This is a genomic window from Ruegeria sp. SATB027 (genome assembly GCF_059613825.1).
On record NZ_JBXWTH010000027.1, the window covers coordinates 60,115 to 74,881 of the forward strand.

Below are 14,767 nucleotides of genomic sequence, written 5' to 3' on the forward strand. Positions count from 1 at the left end.
CTCGCAGCCAACATACGAGAGTTATGACCCGTCGCGGATACCGCGGCGGGTTTTTTGTGACCCTTCACTGTGACGCCAAGACATTGCAGCCTTGGGAATGAATTGGTAAAGAAAACTAACCAATGTACGCGGAGCCCTGTTTTCATGCCTGTGATCACCAATATCGAAGACCTCAAACGCATATATGAACGCCGCGTGCCCCGTATGTTCTATGACTACGCCGAAAGCGGCAGCTGGACAGAACAGACTTTTCGCGAAAACACGACCGATTTTGAAAAAATACGCCTTCGCCAAAGGGTTGCGGTCGATATGTCCGGTCGGTCGACATCTTCGCAAATGATTGGCGAAGACGTTTCAGTGCCTGTTGCGCTTGCCCCGGTCGGGTTGACGGGGATGCAACATGCAGACGGAGAGATGAAGGCCGCCAAAGCCGCCGAGGAATTTGGTGTGCCCTTTACGCTGTCCACCATGTCCATCAACTCTATCGAAGATGTGGCCGGATATACCAACAAACCATTCTGGTTCCAGCTTTATACGATGAAGGACACGGACTACATCAACCGCCTGATCCAGCGAGCAAAAGACGCCAAATGTTCCGCACTGGTAATCACGCTCGACCTGCAAATTCTGGGCCAACGGCACAAGGACCTGAAAAACGGTCTGTCGGCCCCGCCCAAACTGACCGCAAAAACCATCGCCAACCTGATGACCAAATGGGCCTGGGGCATTGAAATGCTGCGGGCCCAGCGGCGCGAGTTCGGCAATATCGTGGGGCATGTGCATGGTATTTCGGACGCGTCTTCATTGGGGGCCTGGACCGCAGAACAGTTTGACCCCAGCCTCGACTGGTCGAAGGTTGAAAAACTGATGGAGCAATGGGGCGGGAAAGTGATCCTTAAGGGCATCCTTGATGCGGATGACGCAAGGATGGCCGCCAAGCTGGGTGCCGATGCCATTGTCGTGTCAAACCATGGTGGGCGTCAGCTTGACGGCGCGCTAAGCTCGATTCGTGTCCTGCCCGAGATCATGGATGCGGTTGGGGGCGATATCGAGGTGCATTTGGACAGCGGTATCCGATCCGGACAAGACGTGCTCAAAGCCTTAGCGCTTGGGGCCAAAGGGACCTATGTTGGCCGCGCGTTTGTGTATGGTCTGGGTGCCATGGGTCAGAAAGGTGTCACCACGGCGCTTGAGCTGATCCAGAGGGAGCTTGATACGACAATGGCGCTTTGTGGTGAGAAAAATGTGGCTGCGTTGGGGCGTCACAATCTGCTGATACCTGAAAACTTCGGGGGCCGCTGGCAAGCGTAACCGGTCAATCAGGGGGCTCTGCCCCCGACGCCCGTTCCGGGCGCCTCCCCCGGGATATTTTTGGCCAGATGAAGCTGGGGATCCTTCAATCGTCCACCCGATAATACTCCAGGACAGGCGATAGAACCCAGCCGAACGGCACGGCAAGAAATACCTCTTTCCAAATCGGGTGAATCAAGCTAAGGACGCGGCTTCACGCGGGTATACAGCCTTGGAGGATGCCCGCCCTAACATTGGAGAATATATCATGGCTGGTGAGATTCCTGATCTCGTAGCTCTGGAACGGACGGGGACAGGCAAGGGCGCCGCTCGTCAAGCACGCCGCGACGGCATGGTTCCGGGCATCGTATTTGGTGGCGACAAAGAACCGTTGCCAATCCAGATCCCGTTCAACGTCTTGTTCAAGCGCCTGAAAGCGGGCCGGTTCAAGTCGACCTTGTGGAACCTGAAAGTTGAAGGCCACGATGACGTCCGCGTCATCTGCCGCGACGTTCAGCGTGATGTCGTCAAAGACCTGCCGACCCATCTGGACCTGATGCGCCTGCGCCGGACCACCAAGATCGCGTTGTTCATCCCCGTTGAGTTCATCAATGAAGGTGCGGCCCCTGGCATCAAAAAGGGTGGCGTTCTGACCGTTGTCCGCCCGGAAATCGAACTGATGTGCACCGCCGGTGACATTCCTGAAAAGATCACCGTTGATCTGACCGGTCTGAACATCAATGACGTTGTGACCATTTCGTCGGTTGAACTGCCTGAGGGCACCAAACCAACCATCGACCGTGACTTTGTGATTGCCAACATCTCGGCGCCGACTGGTCTGTCCACCAGCGACGACGATGAAGATGGTGAAGTTGCAGCCGATGAAGTCGAAGTTGTCGGAAAAGAAGAAGAATAAGTCTGGAACAATGTTTCCGACTTTGAAGCGGGGCTCGGGTGAGCCCCGTTTTTTTTGCGGGTCCAATAATCAGGCCTGACTGGATTTCCTGACGTTTTCCGGGCATGAAATGTCTTTGAAGTGACAAAGGCAGAACAGAAACATGAAGCTGTTTGTTGGATTGGGAAACCCGGGTCAGAAATATGCCCGGAACCGGCACAATATCGGGTTCATGGCCCTGGACCGGATCGCTGCAGATCACGGGTTTGGCCCCTGGAAGTCGAAGTTTCAGGCCGAGATATCGGAAGGTCGGCTTGGCACTGAGAAAGTCCTTTTGTTGAAGCCGCAGACCTACATGAACCGATCGGGTCAATCCGTGGGTGAGGCGATGCGGTTTTACAAGCTGGAGTCCACCGACGTTGTTGTATTTCATGACGAATTGGACCTTGCCCCGGGCAAATTGCGCGTCAAGGCAGGGGGCGGGCACGCCGGGCATAACGGACTGCGCTCGATCCATGAGCATATCGGGGCGGCATATGACCGTGTACGCCTTGGGATCGGGCATCCGGGCCGCAAGGAAATGGTTTCGGGGTACGTGCTCAGTGATTTCGCGAAATCCGAAACCAGTTGGCTGGACGACGTTCTTCGGGGTGTTTCGGACGGGGCACCCTACCTGGCTCAGGACGAGGGCGGCAAGTTCATGAATGCAGTTGCATTGCGCACTGCCCCGCCGCGATCATCAAAAACCGCTGCACCTAAAGCCGACACACCTTCAACGCCCGCACCCGACACCGAGGATGACGACCGGTCTGCCATGCAGAAGCTTTTGGACAAATTCAGGTAACAGCGCGAGTGCTTTCCGTTACGTAGAGGTTGCGGAATGCAACCTCCCGCGTTCCAATACCGGCCAACTAGGGAGGCAATGCGATGAAATCCATCTTGAAGTGGGTGCTGCGCATCGTACTGGCGCTGGTTCTAGCCGCCACTGCCGTCGGGCTGTGGAAGCGCGAAGAGTTGCAGCGCCTATTGGCCGTAAACTCGTTATTTTCGGAAGAGAAGATCGTTCACAATTTCTCGCATATGGACGAGGCCTTTCTGACCGTGAACCTGCCGCGCGGAGACGCGCCAACCTGGAACCTGCCTTATGGCGAAGGATTCGACTTGCCGGAAGGAACCGACAGCTGGATCGATGAACGATCCGTCACGTCGTTGCTGGTCATGCAGAACGGCAAGATCAGATTCGAGGAATACTATCTTGGCACCGGGCCGGATGACCGGAGGATTTCTTGGTCGGTCGCCAAAAGCTATCTTTCGGCGCTTTTCGGTATCCTGCTGCAAGAGGGCGCAATCGGATCGTTGGATGACCCGGTCGTCAAATATGCGCCCAAACTGAAAGGCAGCGCGTATGAAACCGCGTCGATCCGCAACGTGCTGAACATGGCAAGCGGCGTGACGTTTGATGAAGATTATCTCGACCCAAATTCCGACATCAATAGGATGGGGCGTGTGGTTGCCCTGGGTGGTGAGCTGGACGATTTTGCAGCCTCGCTGCAAGACAGCTTTGCGACGCCGGGTGAAACCTGGCAATACGTGTCGATCGACACCCATGTTCTGGGCATGGTGATACGCGGTGCGACCGGGCGGAATGTGGCAGACCTTCTGACGGAAAAGATCCTTCAACCGTTGGGGCTGGAGCGGGACGGATACTACATCACTGATGGTGCAGGGGTCGCTTTTGTTTTGGGGGGCCTCAACTTTACTACACGTGATTTCGCCCGGTTCGGACAAATGATCCTGCAGGACGGCATCGCGAATGGAAAACAACTGGTTCCTGCCGAATGGATTTTCGAAGCCACCCAACCCAGCGCACCGACCGCGCAAGGAGAGATCGGGTACGGGTATCAATGGTGGATTCCCCGCGGCGCGCATGAAGGAGAGTTTCTGGCCCGTGGCGTCTATGGGCAATACATCTATTTCAACCAGCCCAGGGGCGTTCTGATTGTGTCCACTGGTGCAGACAGGCTATTCCGTGAACCCGGCGTGAATGATCTTAACATCGAAATGTTCCGCAAGATTGCGGAAAGTCTGTAAGATGCCATTATGCAGAAACAAGAAAGTATCAATGTACTGGGTGGCGTTCTGGCCCCGTGCTCTCGCGACCCTTTGACGGGGTTCTTCCGGGATGGCGCGTGCAATACCTGCCCCGAGGATCAGGGCAGTCATACCGTCTGCGCCGTGATGACGGCCGAGTTTCTGGCATTTTCAAAATATGTCGGCAATGATCTGAGCACGGCACGGCCCGAATTCGACTTTCCAAGCCTTCGCCCCGGCGACAGCTGGTGTTTATGCGCCAGCCGGTTTTTGCAAGCTCATGACGAAGGATGTGCGCCGCAGGTTCATCTGGAGGCGACACATCAACGCGCGCTTGAGATCGTACCGCTCGACATTTTGCTTCAAAATAAGGCAAAGACCTAAAGGACCCCCTAAGGGGCGCATGGCTGATTCAGAATGCCATTTGCCAGATCAGGCTGACACTGTAGTTTTCAAAACCGCTTTCGCCGATACCGTCATAGAACAGGTTTGCAGCCAGAAGGCTGTCGTTTTCCAGCCGATAGTCAAAACCCAGATCAGCGCGGGCGCGGGCGGTATCCCCTATCGGTGTCACGCCAGGAACAGTGCCTGAGCCGGATGTTGTGCTCCAGATACCAGACAAACCACCGGTCAGCATCATCTGACCACGCGACACCTGGATTGGGTGACTGAAATCCATACCCAGCCGTGCAGTGGTCAGGCTGAAATCCTGCTGTGGGATCAGGTTGCCCAGACTATCGGTATAAGCCTCCTGATCGTCGCTGGCATAGCTAACATCCAGCAGCGGCATAAGCGTCAGGTCACCGCGCTTGAACTCTCCGGTTACGCGCGACTGGATCAGCCAGCGTTCACTATCGAAACTGTCGGTATAGGTGCCCAGTGGAGAAATGTCGTTATCAGCCTGACCGTACAGAACGCGCCCTTCGAAAAACACCGGCTGGCTGGGCAGTTTGGCGACGACATAAGGTCCGACCAGCCACCCTGTGCCATCCACACTGGCCGGGCCGTTTTCGGTTTCGGCATAATCGATCTGCAGCATGGCGCCGATCAGAAGGTTCGAGTTCACCCAGCCATGCGCCCCCACCACGGCCAAGGCATAAGAACTGTCGTAATCGTTTTGCGAGCTCCAGTTCCCGGATAGATTGAACCAGACCGGGTGGGTTGGGTCACTTGCAAATTTCAGATACCCCGATCCCTGCGTCACCGACGAGTCCAGCGCACCTGATCCCGATTGCTGAAGAAACTGCGTCAGCTCTGGCTGATTGGTCACAAGGCTGTTGGCCCGGGCATTTTGAAAGGCCTGCACCAGTCGTTGTGTGTCCGTCACCCCCTGTTGTGTGCTGACCCTGTTGGACGCAAGGTTCATGTTCCCGGCGGCATCAGAAAAAACGCCTGCGGGAATAAACAGCTCAACTGTACCGTTACTTTGTGCAGTCAGCGTTGCGACATAATTGGTTCCGGACCCAGTCAGGCTGGCGGACGCATTGGTGACCGACAAGTCGCCCACCGTGAAATCTGTGCTGGGTTCACTAAGTGTGATCACCGCTTGGAACGTTCCGTTGCCGATTGTTGTCAGTGCACCGATTGAGGCCGTCGGCTGCGTCGTGTCGGCCAGCGTCCGCGTGTTGATAATCTGGGTATTCGTGACACCCGACAGCGCGATCTCATAAAGGTAAAGCGGCCCTCCCACGGTTTCGCGCGCGGTGAACATGACCCCAAGATAGCCATCAGCGGCGTAAGTTGAGTCCGCTCCGTTCTGGCTGAGTATCGTCGCGCCAATATATCCAAGATTGGCCAATCCTGCTGGCGTAATAGCAGGTTGAGTCAAAACACCATTGTTGAAATAGAACGATCCTCCCGGGCCTTCTCCCGAGCCGCCCAACGACATGAACGCTGTCGCAGTGCCTTGTAGATTAGAAAAGAAAATCTGCCCGCCGTTGGGTGTTGCGACTGTCTGGGACGGAAACGAAGGGTTGCCAAACGCCAGACCCTCTTTGACGCTTCCCATCAAAAGCGCGGAAACCAAAAGACCCAGGCACGACAGCCTCGTAATTGCGGACCAAACCATATTACCTCCTACAGCACCGCGTGGGTGCCAAACACCAGAGTGCCTGGGGTTAAAATCGCATCCCAAGCAGCGTCATCCTTGCCCCATCTTCGCAGAGACATCCCCAGAACCGACCGCAAATCGCCGGTTAATGAGAAGTTAATTCAATTGGAAGACGCTGTATAGAACGCGGCAGGAATCAACTGGGGCGTGCGGGACACGTCGTGTTGTTGGAACAACCGGGTTTTGACCTGGACCCAATCTCAAACGGCTTGAAACACCCAATTTTCGCTGTGTTGTCGAGTGGAGATAGAAACGTGAGACAGGCTGCGCTGGAAAATCACCTGCAAAGACAGAAAGGACATAGTCACTGACAGTCCAGCAATTTTGCAACAGTACGGCACCGCTTGCTACACTGATCTCCAATTGGAAACCTTCGGGCGCAGGTTGAACGGGGTAATATCGCTTGTGGACGATTCTTTAACCGGGCTCCGTCGGGTCCAAAAAGATCGCCTGCGAGGGCCAACATACGGTGACAAAACCGGATGCCACACCAGGGCAGGAACAACAATCCGTCTGCGCCCGTTAAAACACCAATTAGACCCGAAGGCCATTTCGGAGCAGCATTACAATCAAGGATGTACCGAAGGGTGTTCCGGCAGCTTGATTGGTCGAGATTGTAAACCGGGGCATGTGGCCCCGGTGTGAAATCAACCGGCCGTGCGGCCTTCGGTGTCAGACATGTCAAAGTTCAGGTATTTTGCGACGGTCTGAACATCCTTGTCACCGCGTCCACACATGTTCATGCAGATCAGGTGGTCCTTGGGCAACTCGGGCGCGATCTTCATGACATGCGCCAGAGCGTGGCTGGGTTCCAGCGCCGGAATGATACCCTCAGTGGCGCAGCACAGCTGGAATGCCTCAAGCGCTTCCTTGTCGGTAATCGAGACGTAAGTCGCGCGACCAACCTCATGCAACCAGGAATGTTCGGGCCCGATACCCGGATAGTCCAGACCGGCCGAGATCGAATAGCCTTCCAGAATCTGCCCGTCATCATCCTGCAGCAGATAGGTGCGGTTGCCATGCAGAACGCCCGGACGACCGCCTGTCAGCGAGGCGCAATGCTCCATCTTTTCGTTTACACCTTTACCGCCGGCTTCAACGCCGATGATATTGACGTCCTTGTCATCAAGGAATGGGTAGAACAAGCCCATCGCGTTCGAGCCGCCGCCGATTGCCGCAATGATCGTGTCGGGCAGACGGCCTTCGGCCTTCATCATCTGCTCTTTCGCTTCCTTGCCTATGATCGACTGGAAATCACGCACCATCGCCGGGTATGGGTGCGGACCGGCCACTGTGCCGATGCAGTAGAACGTATCGCGCACATTGGTCACCCAGTCACGCAGCGCGTCATTCATCGCGTCCTTCAGCGTACCGCGACCCGAGGTCACAGGGATCACCTCGGCCCCCAGCAGGCGCATACGAAACACGTTCGGGGCCTGACGTTGCACGTCATGGGCACCCATATAGACGATGCATTTCAAACCAAATTTCGCGCAGACCGTGGCTGTGGCCACACCGTGCTGCCCTGCCCCGGTCTCGGCAATGATCCGGGTCTTGCCCATGCGTCGCGCCAGAATGATCTGGCCCAGCACGTTGTTGATCTTGTGTGCGCCGGTGTGGTTCAGCTCATCACGTTTCAGATAGATCTTCGCCCCGCCCAGATGCTCGGTCAGGCGTTCCGCGAAATACAGAGGTGAGGGGCGGCCCACATAGTTGGCCCACAGATCATCCATCTCGGCCCAGAAGGTCGGATCATCCTTGGCTTTGTTGTATTCCTCTTCCAGTGACAGGATCAGCGGCATCAGCGTTTCGCTGACAAAACGCCCGCCGAAGATGCCAAAGCGCCCTTGCTCGTCAGGGCCGGACATGAAGGAATTGAAAAGATCGTTGGCCATGGGTGTCTCCCTCGTCGTACCTGACTGTCATAGGTGGTCGTCGCGGGATTTGCCATGGCAAAACGCACCATGTCGCCCCCTGGCAGCGGCAAACAAAATCAGCGTGTCGCGTCGATAAATGCCTGTATCAGTCCAGCGTCCTTTACGCCCGGCGCGCTTTCAACACCCGACGCCACATCGACTTGCCGCGCACCCGTCATGCGGATCGCCTCAGCGACATTGTCTGGGTTCAGACCACCGGACAACATCCACGGCCTGCGCCAATATTTTCGACCTGCCAGCAGCCGCCAGTCAAAAGGAAGACCGTTGCCGCCGGGAAGTTCCGAATTCTTCGGCGGCTTTGCATCGATCAGAAGCTGGTCTGCAACTTCGGAATACAGATCAATCGCAGCCAAATCCTCGGCCTCGGCCACACCGATCGCCTTGATGACGGGCAGGCCATAGCGCTGCTTGATCTCTGCCACACGCTCGGGGCTCTCTCCGCCGTGAAGCTGCAACATATCCAGCGGAACCCCCGCGACAATCTCATCAAGCTGCGCGTCCGAGAAATTCACGGCCAAAGCGACCTTGGCGACACCGACTGGTACTTCGGCAGCCAACGCCGCGGCTTGCGGTATCGGTGCGTAACGGGGCGATTTGGGAAAAAAGTTGAACCCGACATAGCGCGCACCGGCTGCAACGGCTGCGCGCACATGTTCTGGGGCGGTCAAACCGCAGATTTTAACGGACACATCGGAAGACATAAGCCTCAGCTGGCCTCATCAAGCAGGGCCAGAACATCATCCTTACCCTCGTTCTGCTTCTTCTTGAGCTTCTTGACCTCGCGTTCAAGCTTGCGGACCTCGCCCTTTTTCACGGTCGCATCGCGGCGGTGTTTGTGTTCCCGCAGCCATTCCCACATGAAACCGATGATCAAACCGGCGACAACACCACCCAGAACGACCAGAAAAAGTGGTAAAGAGGTACTGACGTTAAAGCCCAAAAGCTCGGCCAGAGCATCGGGCATCAGTTTCAGTTCAACAGACTGAACATTCGCCAGGGAAACGGAAATCAGAACGATCCCGAGAGTCCCAAGAAAAGCATATCGAAGGTAACGCATCATGAGGTCAGGCTTTACCGTTCAAACGATCCCTGAGCAACTTACCAGTTTTGAAAAATGGCACACATTTTTCCTCGACCTGAACGGTTTCACCGGTACGGGGGTTGCGCCCAACGCGGGCATCCCGCTTTTTCACCGAAAACGCGCCAAAGCCACGCAGTTCGACCCGGTCGCCGCGCGCCATGGCATCGGTGACTTCTTCGAACACGGTGTTCACAATCCGCTCGACATCACGCTGATAGAGATGCGGGTTTTCGTCAGCGATTTTCTGAATCAGTTCTGAACGGATCATTCGTGATACCCTCCCAGGCAGCCGGTGTGACAGGTCTACTGTTTTGACAGTATAGGAAAAAACCCAGAACGGGGGAACGGATACTCTGCGTGTTGAGGCTTTATTTTGCCATATTCTCACGCGAAATTTTGCCCGACAGGGCGATTTACACACTTCAAGCGCGAACATTATCGAGTTTAAACAGCGTGTTTGGAACATGTTGATTCGCAACAAAAACGGCCCCGCACTTCCATGCGAGGCCGTAAATCATGCTTGGGATGCGCCCCGGGCTTAGTCGCCAGACTTCAGCGCTGCACCCAGAATGTCGCCCAGCGACGCGCCCGAGTCGGAAGAACCGTACTGTTCCACGGCTTCTTTCTCTTCTGCGATCTCGCGTGCCTTGATCGACAGACCCAGACGACGGGTCTTGCTGTCGACGTTGGTTACGCGGACATCAACCTTGTCACCGACCGAGAAACGCTCGGGGCGCTGTTCGGAACGGTCACGCGACAGGTCGGAACGACGGATGAACGACTTCATGCCTTCGTACTCGACCTCGATGCCGCCATCTTCGATTGCAGTCACTTCGACAGTGATGACCGAGCCACGCTTCACGCCGCCAACGGCTTCTGCGAACTTGTCACCGCCCAGAGCTTTGATCGACAGCGAGATACGCTCTTTCTCGACATCCACTTCCGAGACAACGGCCGAAACCATGTCGCCCTTGCGGTAGTTCTGGATCGCATCCTCGCCACGCTCGTCCCAGGACAGGTCCGACAGGTGAACCATGCCGTCGATGTCGCCTTCGAGGCCGATGAACAGACCGAATTCGGTGATGTTCTTGACTTCGCCTTCGACTTCGGTGCCCTCGGGGTGGGTTTCTGCAAACACTTCCCATGGGTTGCGCTGAGTCTGCTTCAGGCCCAGAGACACGCGGCGCTTGGCACCGTCGATTTCCAGAACCATGACGTCGACTTCCTGGCTGGTCGAGACGATCTTGCCGGGGTGGACGTTTTTCTTGGTCCAGGACATCTCGGACACGTGCACCAGACCTTCGACACCGGCTTCCAGTTCGACGAATGCGCCGTAGTCGGTGATATTGGTGACGCGACCCTGATGAACCGAGCCCAGCGGGTACTTGGCAGCAACCAGATCCCACGGATCTTCCTGAAGCTGCTTCATGCCCAGGCTGATGCGGTGGGTGTCTTTGTTGATCTTGATGACCTGAACCTTGATGGTTTCACCGATCGTCAGGATCTCGGACGGGTGGTTCACACGACGCCATGCCATGTCAGTGACGTGCAGCAGACCATCAACGCCGCCCAGGTCAACGAATGCACCGTATTCGGTGATGTTCTTGACCACGCCCTCGACGTTCTGACCTTCGGTCAGGTTGCCGATGACTTCGGCGCGCTGTTCGGCACGCGATTCTTCCAGGATTGCGCGGCGCGACACAACGATGTTGCCACGGCGGCGGTCCATTTTCAGGATCTGGAACGGCTGCTTCAGACCCATCAGCGGGCCTGCGTCGCGTACGGGGCGTACGTCAACCTGCGAACCGGGCAGGAACGCAACCGCGCCACCCAGATCGACGGTGAAGCCACCTTTGACGCGGCCAAAGATTGCACCATCGACACGCTGGTCGTCGGCATATGCTTTTTCCAGACGGTCCCATGCCTCTTCGCGGCGGGCCATCTCGCGCGAGATGACGGCTTCGCCACGGGCGTTTTCTGCGGCGCGCAAGTAAACTTCGACCTCGTCGCCGACAGCGATTTCAGGGGCTTCGCCGGGATTTGCGAATTCTTTCAGATCAACGCGGCCTTCCATTTTATAGCCTACGTCGATGATGGCTTGACCGGCTTCAATCGCCAGAATCTTGCCTTTGACAACAGAACCCTCTTCGGGCGTGTCCATTTCGAAGCTTTCATTCAGGAGGGCTTCGAATTCCTCCATGGATGCGTTAGCCATGTGGCGTTCATTTCCTTTACAGTACGTTTTTGCTGGCCGAGCGGTTGTCTCCGCCGGTCTTGTTTCATGACGTCTTCAGGCGTAATCCGGTGCGCCCCGAGCAAACAAACACAAAGGGCCGAGGTAACCCGGCCCTGCTCAGAAACGTCATCCGGACGTTGACCGCCCTTGTATCGACAGCGCGCGTATAGGCTGAATCTTGAACCGGTGCAAGTGCAAAGCCTGTGGTGCGCGGCAGCGCGCGCAGGAACTCCTGCCTAACGCTGATCCCCAATGCGATTTGGCAATCTGAACGATAGCGGGTTCTGACTGAACAAGTCTGCATGGTCTGCGGCAGGTTCTTGTCAGAAGGAATCCTGGTACCGGGAACCGAACCACGCGGCTGAGCCTCAGCTTGCAACGCAAAGGTGACATGTCTCAACGTTCCGCGCGTCACCCAGCGCCCGGCTTCCTACGTCTCGGGATGGATGGTGGGGATTTGCAGATTGAACGCCAGCCATTCGCCTTTTTGTACGATCTGCAAGAACTGGTGGCGTATCTGAGATTAAACGTTCCGCATCCTTTCCCTAGCTTTGCCTTATCGGTCGACAAAGCGGTCGACCCGAAACCAGAACCAAAGGGAAAATATTATGAAATCTCTCATCTTTGCCGCCATGGCGACTGCAATTGCCCTTTCCACCCCAGCCTTTGCCGCTGACGAAATCAACGTGTCCAACGGCCTTTCAGCCGCCGGTGCGCCGCTGGCCGCGCATGGGGTTGATCTGGTTGCATTGGTCAATGATGGCAACCCGGTCGAAGGCTTCGCCACTCATTCGTCAACTTATGACGGAGCCTCCTATTATTTCACGTCCGCCGCGAACCGTGAAGCGTTCGAGGCAAACCCTGAAGCGTACCTGCCGCAGCACGGTGGCTTCTGCTCATTCGGCGTATCGGTCGGCAAGAAATTTGACGGTGACCCGGATCAGTACCTTGTCGCAGACGGAAAATTGTTTCTGTTCCTGAACGCGGAAACCCGGGCAGCCTTTTTGAAGGACGTTGACACCACCGCAAAAACCGCGGATGACCAATGGGTGAATATCAAAAGCGTCGCCGTGGGCGAGCTGTAAGACCTGACCCATTTGCCCGCGGCGTTAACGCGTCGCGGGCAGTTTTGCGTTGATCACCTCAAGGGCTTTGGCCAACGCCGCCTCGATACTCAGATCGGTGGTGTCCAACTGCACGGCATCTTCAGCGGGTTTCATCGGCGCGGCGCTGCGCTCAGCATCCCGCGCGTCGCGTTCTCTGACGTCCGCCAGAACCTGTTCACGGGTTACGTCAGCGCCTTTTGCACTAAGCTCCAGAAAACGACGCTCGGCGCGCACTTCTGCACTGGCTGTAACAAACAGCTTCACTTCGGCATCTGGACAAATCACCGTGCCAATATCACGACCGTCCAGAACGGCCCCACCTGCCCTGCGGGAAAAGGCGCGCTGAAAATCGACCAAGGCAGCGCGAACCTCTGGAAGAACCGCCACTTTGGAAGCTGCCTGCGCAACGTCGGCGGTGCGCAGGTCGCCCTTCTCAAGCTCCTCTGCGGTCAGAGACTGCGCGGCTTCAATCGCGCTTTCCCCCTCAAGCGTACGCCTTCCGACAGCGCGATACAGCAAACCCGTGTCCAGATGAGCAAAGCCGAAATGCGCCGCCACGGCCTTTGATATCGTGCCCTTGCCCGCAGCCGCTGGTCCGTCAATGGCAACAGTGAAACTCAAGTGCGCTCTACCTTTGCACCCAGCGACTCCATCAGTGGTTCAAAGATCGGGAACGACGTCGCGATCGGGCCGCCGTCATCCACACTCACGGGGCTCTGTGCCCCCATACCCATCACCATGAACGACATGGCGATGCGGTGATCCAGAAAGCTTTCGCAGGTGCCTCCACCCGGAACGTTGCCGATGCCCAGCCCTTCAACCGACCACCAATCGTCACCTTCAGCAACAGTCACCCCGTTGGCGCGCAGGCCACGGGCCATGGCGTCAATCCGGTCGCTTTCCTTCACGCGCAGCTCTTTCACGCCGCCCATCATCGTTGTGCCTGTGGCATTTGCAGCCACTACCGACAGAACCGGGTATTCATCGATCATTGAGGCGGCACGCTCGGAAGGAACGTCGATGCCTTTCATGTTGGGCGAGTATTTGGCGCGCAAATCGGCGACTGGCTCGCCCCCCTCTTCGCGTTCGTTTTCATAGGTCAGATCAGCGCCCATCTCGCGCAAGGTCGTAAAGAGGCCCGCGCGTGTGGGGTTCAAACCGATCCCAGGCACCAAAACATCGGATCCAGGTGTGATCAACGCCGCGCAAACCGGAAAAGCCGCACTGGACGGATCGCGCGGTACAGCGATGACCTGCGGCTTCAGTTCCGGGCGACCGGTCAAAGTGATAACTCGGCCCTCGTCGGTATCCTCGACGGTGATCTCGGCACCAAATCCAGCCAGCATCCGTTCGGAATGGTCACGCGTGGCCTCTTTCTCGATCACAACGGTCTTTCCGGGAGCATTCAGACCCGCCAGCAGAACGGCAGATTTCACCTGCGCCGACGGCACAGGAACTTCGTATCGCACAGGGGTCGGGTCCGCCGCGCCAACGATGGTCATCGGCAAGCGCCCGCCGGATCGCCCAACCGACTCTGCCCCAAACAGGGCCAGAGGATCAGTTACCCGCGCCATGGGGCGTTTGTTCAGGCTGGCATCACCAGTAAATGTCGCAGTGATCGGAGAGGTCGCCATCGCCCCCATGATCAGCCGCACACCGGTTCCCGAGTTGCCACAGTCGATCACCTGACCCGGTTCGGCGAAGCCACCGACACCCACGCCGTGCACTGTCCATTCCCCGTTTCCGTGATCTGTGACCTCGGCACCGAAGGCACGCATCGCCTTGGCCGTATCCAGAACGTCTTCGCCCTCCAGCAAGCCCGAAATCCGGGTTTCACCCACGGCCATTGCGCCAAGGATCAGCGACCGGTGCGAAATCGACTTGTCGCCGGGCACCTCTGCCATGCCGGTCAGCGGGCCGCAGGGATGCGAGGTCATCGGGATGGGCGTGCCGTGTCCGGACATGAGGGCTCCTTTTGCGCTATCAGTGCTCAAGCCGATTAGCGAATTGACGCCCGTTGG

The 14,767-nt window shown here is 56.9% G+C and carries 14 protein-coding genes; 6 read left to right on the forward strand and 8 right to left on the reverse strand.

Annotated features, from left to right (window positions below; all coding sequences use genetic code 11):
* Positions 1-144 precede the first annotated feature (144 nt).
* The 5 genes from AC2FPW_RS04820 to AC2FPW_RS04840 all read left to right on the forward strand — a co-directional run bounded on the left by AC2FPW_RS04820 (position 145) and on the right by AC2FPW_RS04840 (position 4,660).
* Positions 145-1,311 (forward strand): alpha-hydroxy acid oxidase, encoded by a 1,167-nt coding sequence (locus AC2FPW_RS04820; protein ID WP_496812732.1) that lies wholly within the window; start codon positions 145-147, stop codon positions 1,309-1,311.
* Between the two features lie 247 nt (positions 1,312-1,558).
* Positions 1,559-2,206, forward strand: a complete 648-nt coding sequence (locus AC2FPW_RS04825; protein ID WP_480832721.1) for a 50S ribosomal protein L25/general stress protein Ctc — start codon at positions 1,559-1,561, stop codon at positions 2,204-2,206.
* A gap of 142 nt (positions 2,207-2,348) precedes the next feature.
* A complete protein-coding gene (gene pth, locus AC2FPW_RS04830; RefSeq protein WP_209505414.1) occupies positions 2,349-3,029 on the forward strand; it encodes an aminoacyl-tRNA hydrolase in 681 nt (226 codons plus the stop codon).
* A gap of 83 nt (positions 3,030-3,112) precedes the next feature.
* Positions 3,113-4,276 (forward strand): serine hydrolase domain-containing protein, encoded by a 1,164-nt coding sequence (locus tag AC2FPW_RS04835; protein ID WP_496812733.1) that lies wholly within the window; start codon positions 3,113-3,115, stop codon positions 4,274-4,276.
* A 9-nt stretch (positions 4,277-4,285) separates the two neighbouring features.
* The gene (locus AC2FPW_RS04840) at positions 4,286-4,660 is read left to right on the forward strand and encodes a DUF2237 family protein (protein ID WP_496812734.1); all 375 of its coding nucleotides are present in this window, start codon (positions 4,286-4,288) and stop codon (positions 4,658-4,660) included.
* Positions 4,661-4,688: 28 nt separating this feature from the next.
* On the opposite strand, the gene AC2FPW_RS04845 is transcribed toward AC2FPW_RS04840, so the two are convergent.
* The 6 genes from AC2FPW_RS04845 to rpsA all read right to left on the reverse strand — a co-directional run bounded on the left by AC2FPW_RS04845 (position 4,689) and on the right by rpsA (position 11,619).
* Complete coding sequence (locus AC2FPW_RS04845) at positions 4,689-6,344, reverse strand: Ig-like domain-containing protein (RefSeq protein ID WP_496812735.1); 1,656 nt, start codon at positions 6,342-6,344, stop codon at positions 4,689-4,691.
* A 689-nt stretch (positions 6,345-7,033) separates the two neighbouring features.
* Positions 7,034-8,281 carry a tryptophan synthase subunit beta gene (gene trpB / locus AC2FPW_RS04850; RefSeq protein WP_267365446.1) on the reverse strand — a complete coding sequence of 416 codons (1,248 nt, stop codon included), beginning with the start codon at positions 8,279-8,281 and terminating at the stop codon, positions 7,034-7,036.
* 98 nt (positions 8,282-8,379) lie between these two features.
* Positions 8,380-9,024 carry a phosphoribosylanthranilate isomerase gene (locus AC2FPW_RS04855; RefSeq protein WP_496812736.1) on the reverse strand — a complete coding sequence of 215 codons (645 nt, stop codon included), beginning with the start codon at positions 9,022-9,024 and terminating at the stop codon, positions 8,380-8,382.
* 5 nt (positions 9,025-9,029) lie between these two features.
* Complete coding sequence (locus AC2FPW_RS04860) at positions 9,030-9,380, reverse strand: lipopolysaccharide assembly protein LapA domain-containing protein (RefSeq protein WP_267365457.1); 351 nt, start codon at positions 9,378-9,380, stop codon at positions 9,030-9,032.
* A gap of 7 nt (positions 9,381-9,387) precedes the next feature.
* Positions 9,388-9,672 carry an integration host factor subunit beta gene (gene ihfB / locus AC2FPW_RS04865; RefSeq protein ID WP_050603110.1) on the reverse strand — a complete coding sequence of 95 codons (285 nt, stop codon included), beginning with the start codon at positions 9,670-9,672 and terminating at the stop codon, positions 9,388-9,390.
* 270 nt (positions 9,673-9,942) lie between these two features.
* Positions 9,943-11,619, reverse strand: a complete 1,677-nt coding sequence (gene rpsA, locus AC2FPW_RS04870) for a 30S ribosomal protein S1 (protein WP_480484015.1) — start codon at positions 11,617-11,619, stop codon at positions 9,943-9,945.
* 629 nt (positions 11,620-12,248) lie between these two features.
* Here rpsA and AC2FPW_RS04875 point away from each other — a divergent pair.
* The gene (locus AC2FPW_RS04875; RefSeq protein WP_496812737.1) at positions 12,249-12,725 is read left to right on the forward strand and encodes a YHS domain-containing (seleno)protein; all 477 of its coding nucleotides are present in this window, start codon (positions 12,249-12,251) and stop codon (positions 12,723-12,725) included.
* Positions 12,726-12,749: 24 nt separating this feature from the next.
* Here AC2FPW_RS04875 and AC2FPW_RS04880 read toward each other — a convergent pair whose 3' ends face one another.
* Both AC2FPW_RS04880 and aroA read right to left on the reverse strand, forming a co-directional pair.
* Entirely contained in the window at positions 12,750-13,367 is a 618-nt protein-coding gene (locus AC2FPW_RS04880; RefSeq protein WP_267365451.1) for a (d)CMP kinase, read from the reverse strand.
* The gene (gene aroA, locus AC2FPW_RS04885) at positions 13,364-14,710 is read right to left on the reverse strand and encodes a 3-phosphoshikimate 1-carboxyvinyltransferase (protein WP_267365452.1); all 1,347 of its coding nucleotides are present in this window, start codon (positions 14,708-14,710) and stop codon (positions 13,364-13,366) included. Before aroA ends, AC2FPW_RS04880 begins: the two co-directional genes overlap by 4 nt.
* Between the last annotated feature and the right edge of the window lie 57 nt (positions 14,711-14,767).

Bases quoted from the DNA above. Each gene is read 5' to 3' on its own strand.
- AC2FPW_RS04840 (WP_496812734.1), top strand. From the start codon at position 4,286: ATGCAGAAACAAGAAAGTATCAATGTACTGGGTGGCGTTCTGGCCCCG.
- AC2FPW_RS04835 (WP_496812733.1), top strand. From the start codon at position 3,113: ATGAAATCCATCTTGAAGTGGGTGCTGCGCATCGTACTGGCGCTGGTT.
- trpB (WP_267365446.1), bottom strand. From the start codon at position 8,281: ATGGCCAACGATCTTTTCAATTCCTTCATGTCCGGCCCTGACGAGCAA.
- AC2FPW_RS04855 (WP_496812736.1), bottom strand. From the start codon at position 9,024: ATGTCTTCCGATGTGTCCGTTAAAATCTGCGGTTTGACCGCCCCAGAA.
- aroA (WP_267365452.1), bottom strand. From the start codon at position 14,710: ATGTCCGGACACGGCACGCCCATCCCGATGACCTCGCATCCCTGCGGC.
- AC2FPW_RS04820 (WP_496812732.1), top strand. From the start codon at position 145: ATGCCTGTGATCACCAATATCGAAGACCTCAAACGCATATATGAACGC.
- rpsA (WP_480484015.1), bottom strand. From the start codon at position 11,619: ATGGCTAACGCATCCATGGAGGAATTCGAAGCCCTCCTGAATGAAAGC.
- AC2FPW_RS04825 (WP_480832721.1), top strand. From the start codon at position 1,559: ATGGCTGGTGAGATTCCTGATCTCGTAGCTCTGGAACGGACGGGGACA.
- AC2FPW_RS04860 (WP_267365457.1), bottom strand. From the start codon at position 9,380: ATGCGTTACCTTCGATATGCTTTTCTTGGGACTCTCGGGATCGTTCTG.
- AC2FPW_RS04845 (WP_496812735.1), bottom strand. From the start codon at position 6,344: ATGGTTTGGTCCGCAATTACGAGGCTGTCGTGCCTGGGTCTTTTGGTT.
- pth (WP_209505414.1), top strand. From the start codon at position 2,349: ATGAAGCTGTTTGTTGGATTGGGAAACCCGGGTCAGAAATATGCCCGG.
- ihfB (WP_050603110.1), bottom strand. From the start codon at position 9,672: ATGATCCGTTCAGAACTGATTCAGAAAATCGCTGACGAAAACCCGCAT.
- AC2FPW_RS04875 (WP_496812737.1), top strand. From the start codon at position 12,249: ATGAAATCTCTCATCTTTGCCGCCATGGCGACTGCAATTGCCCTTTCC.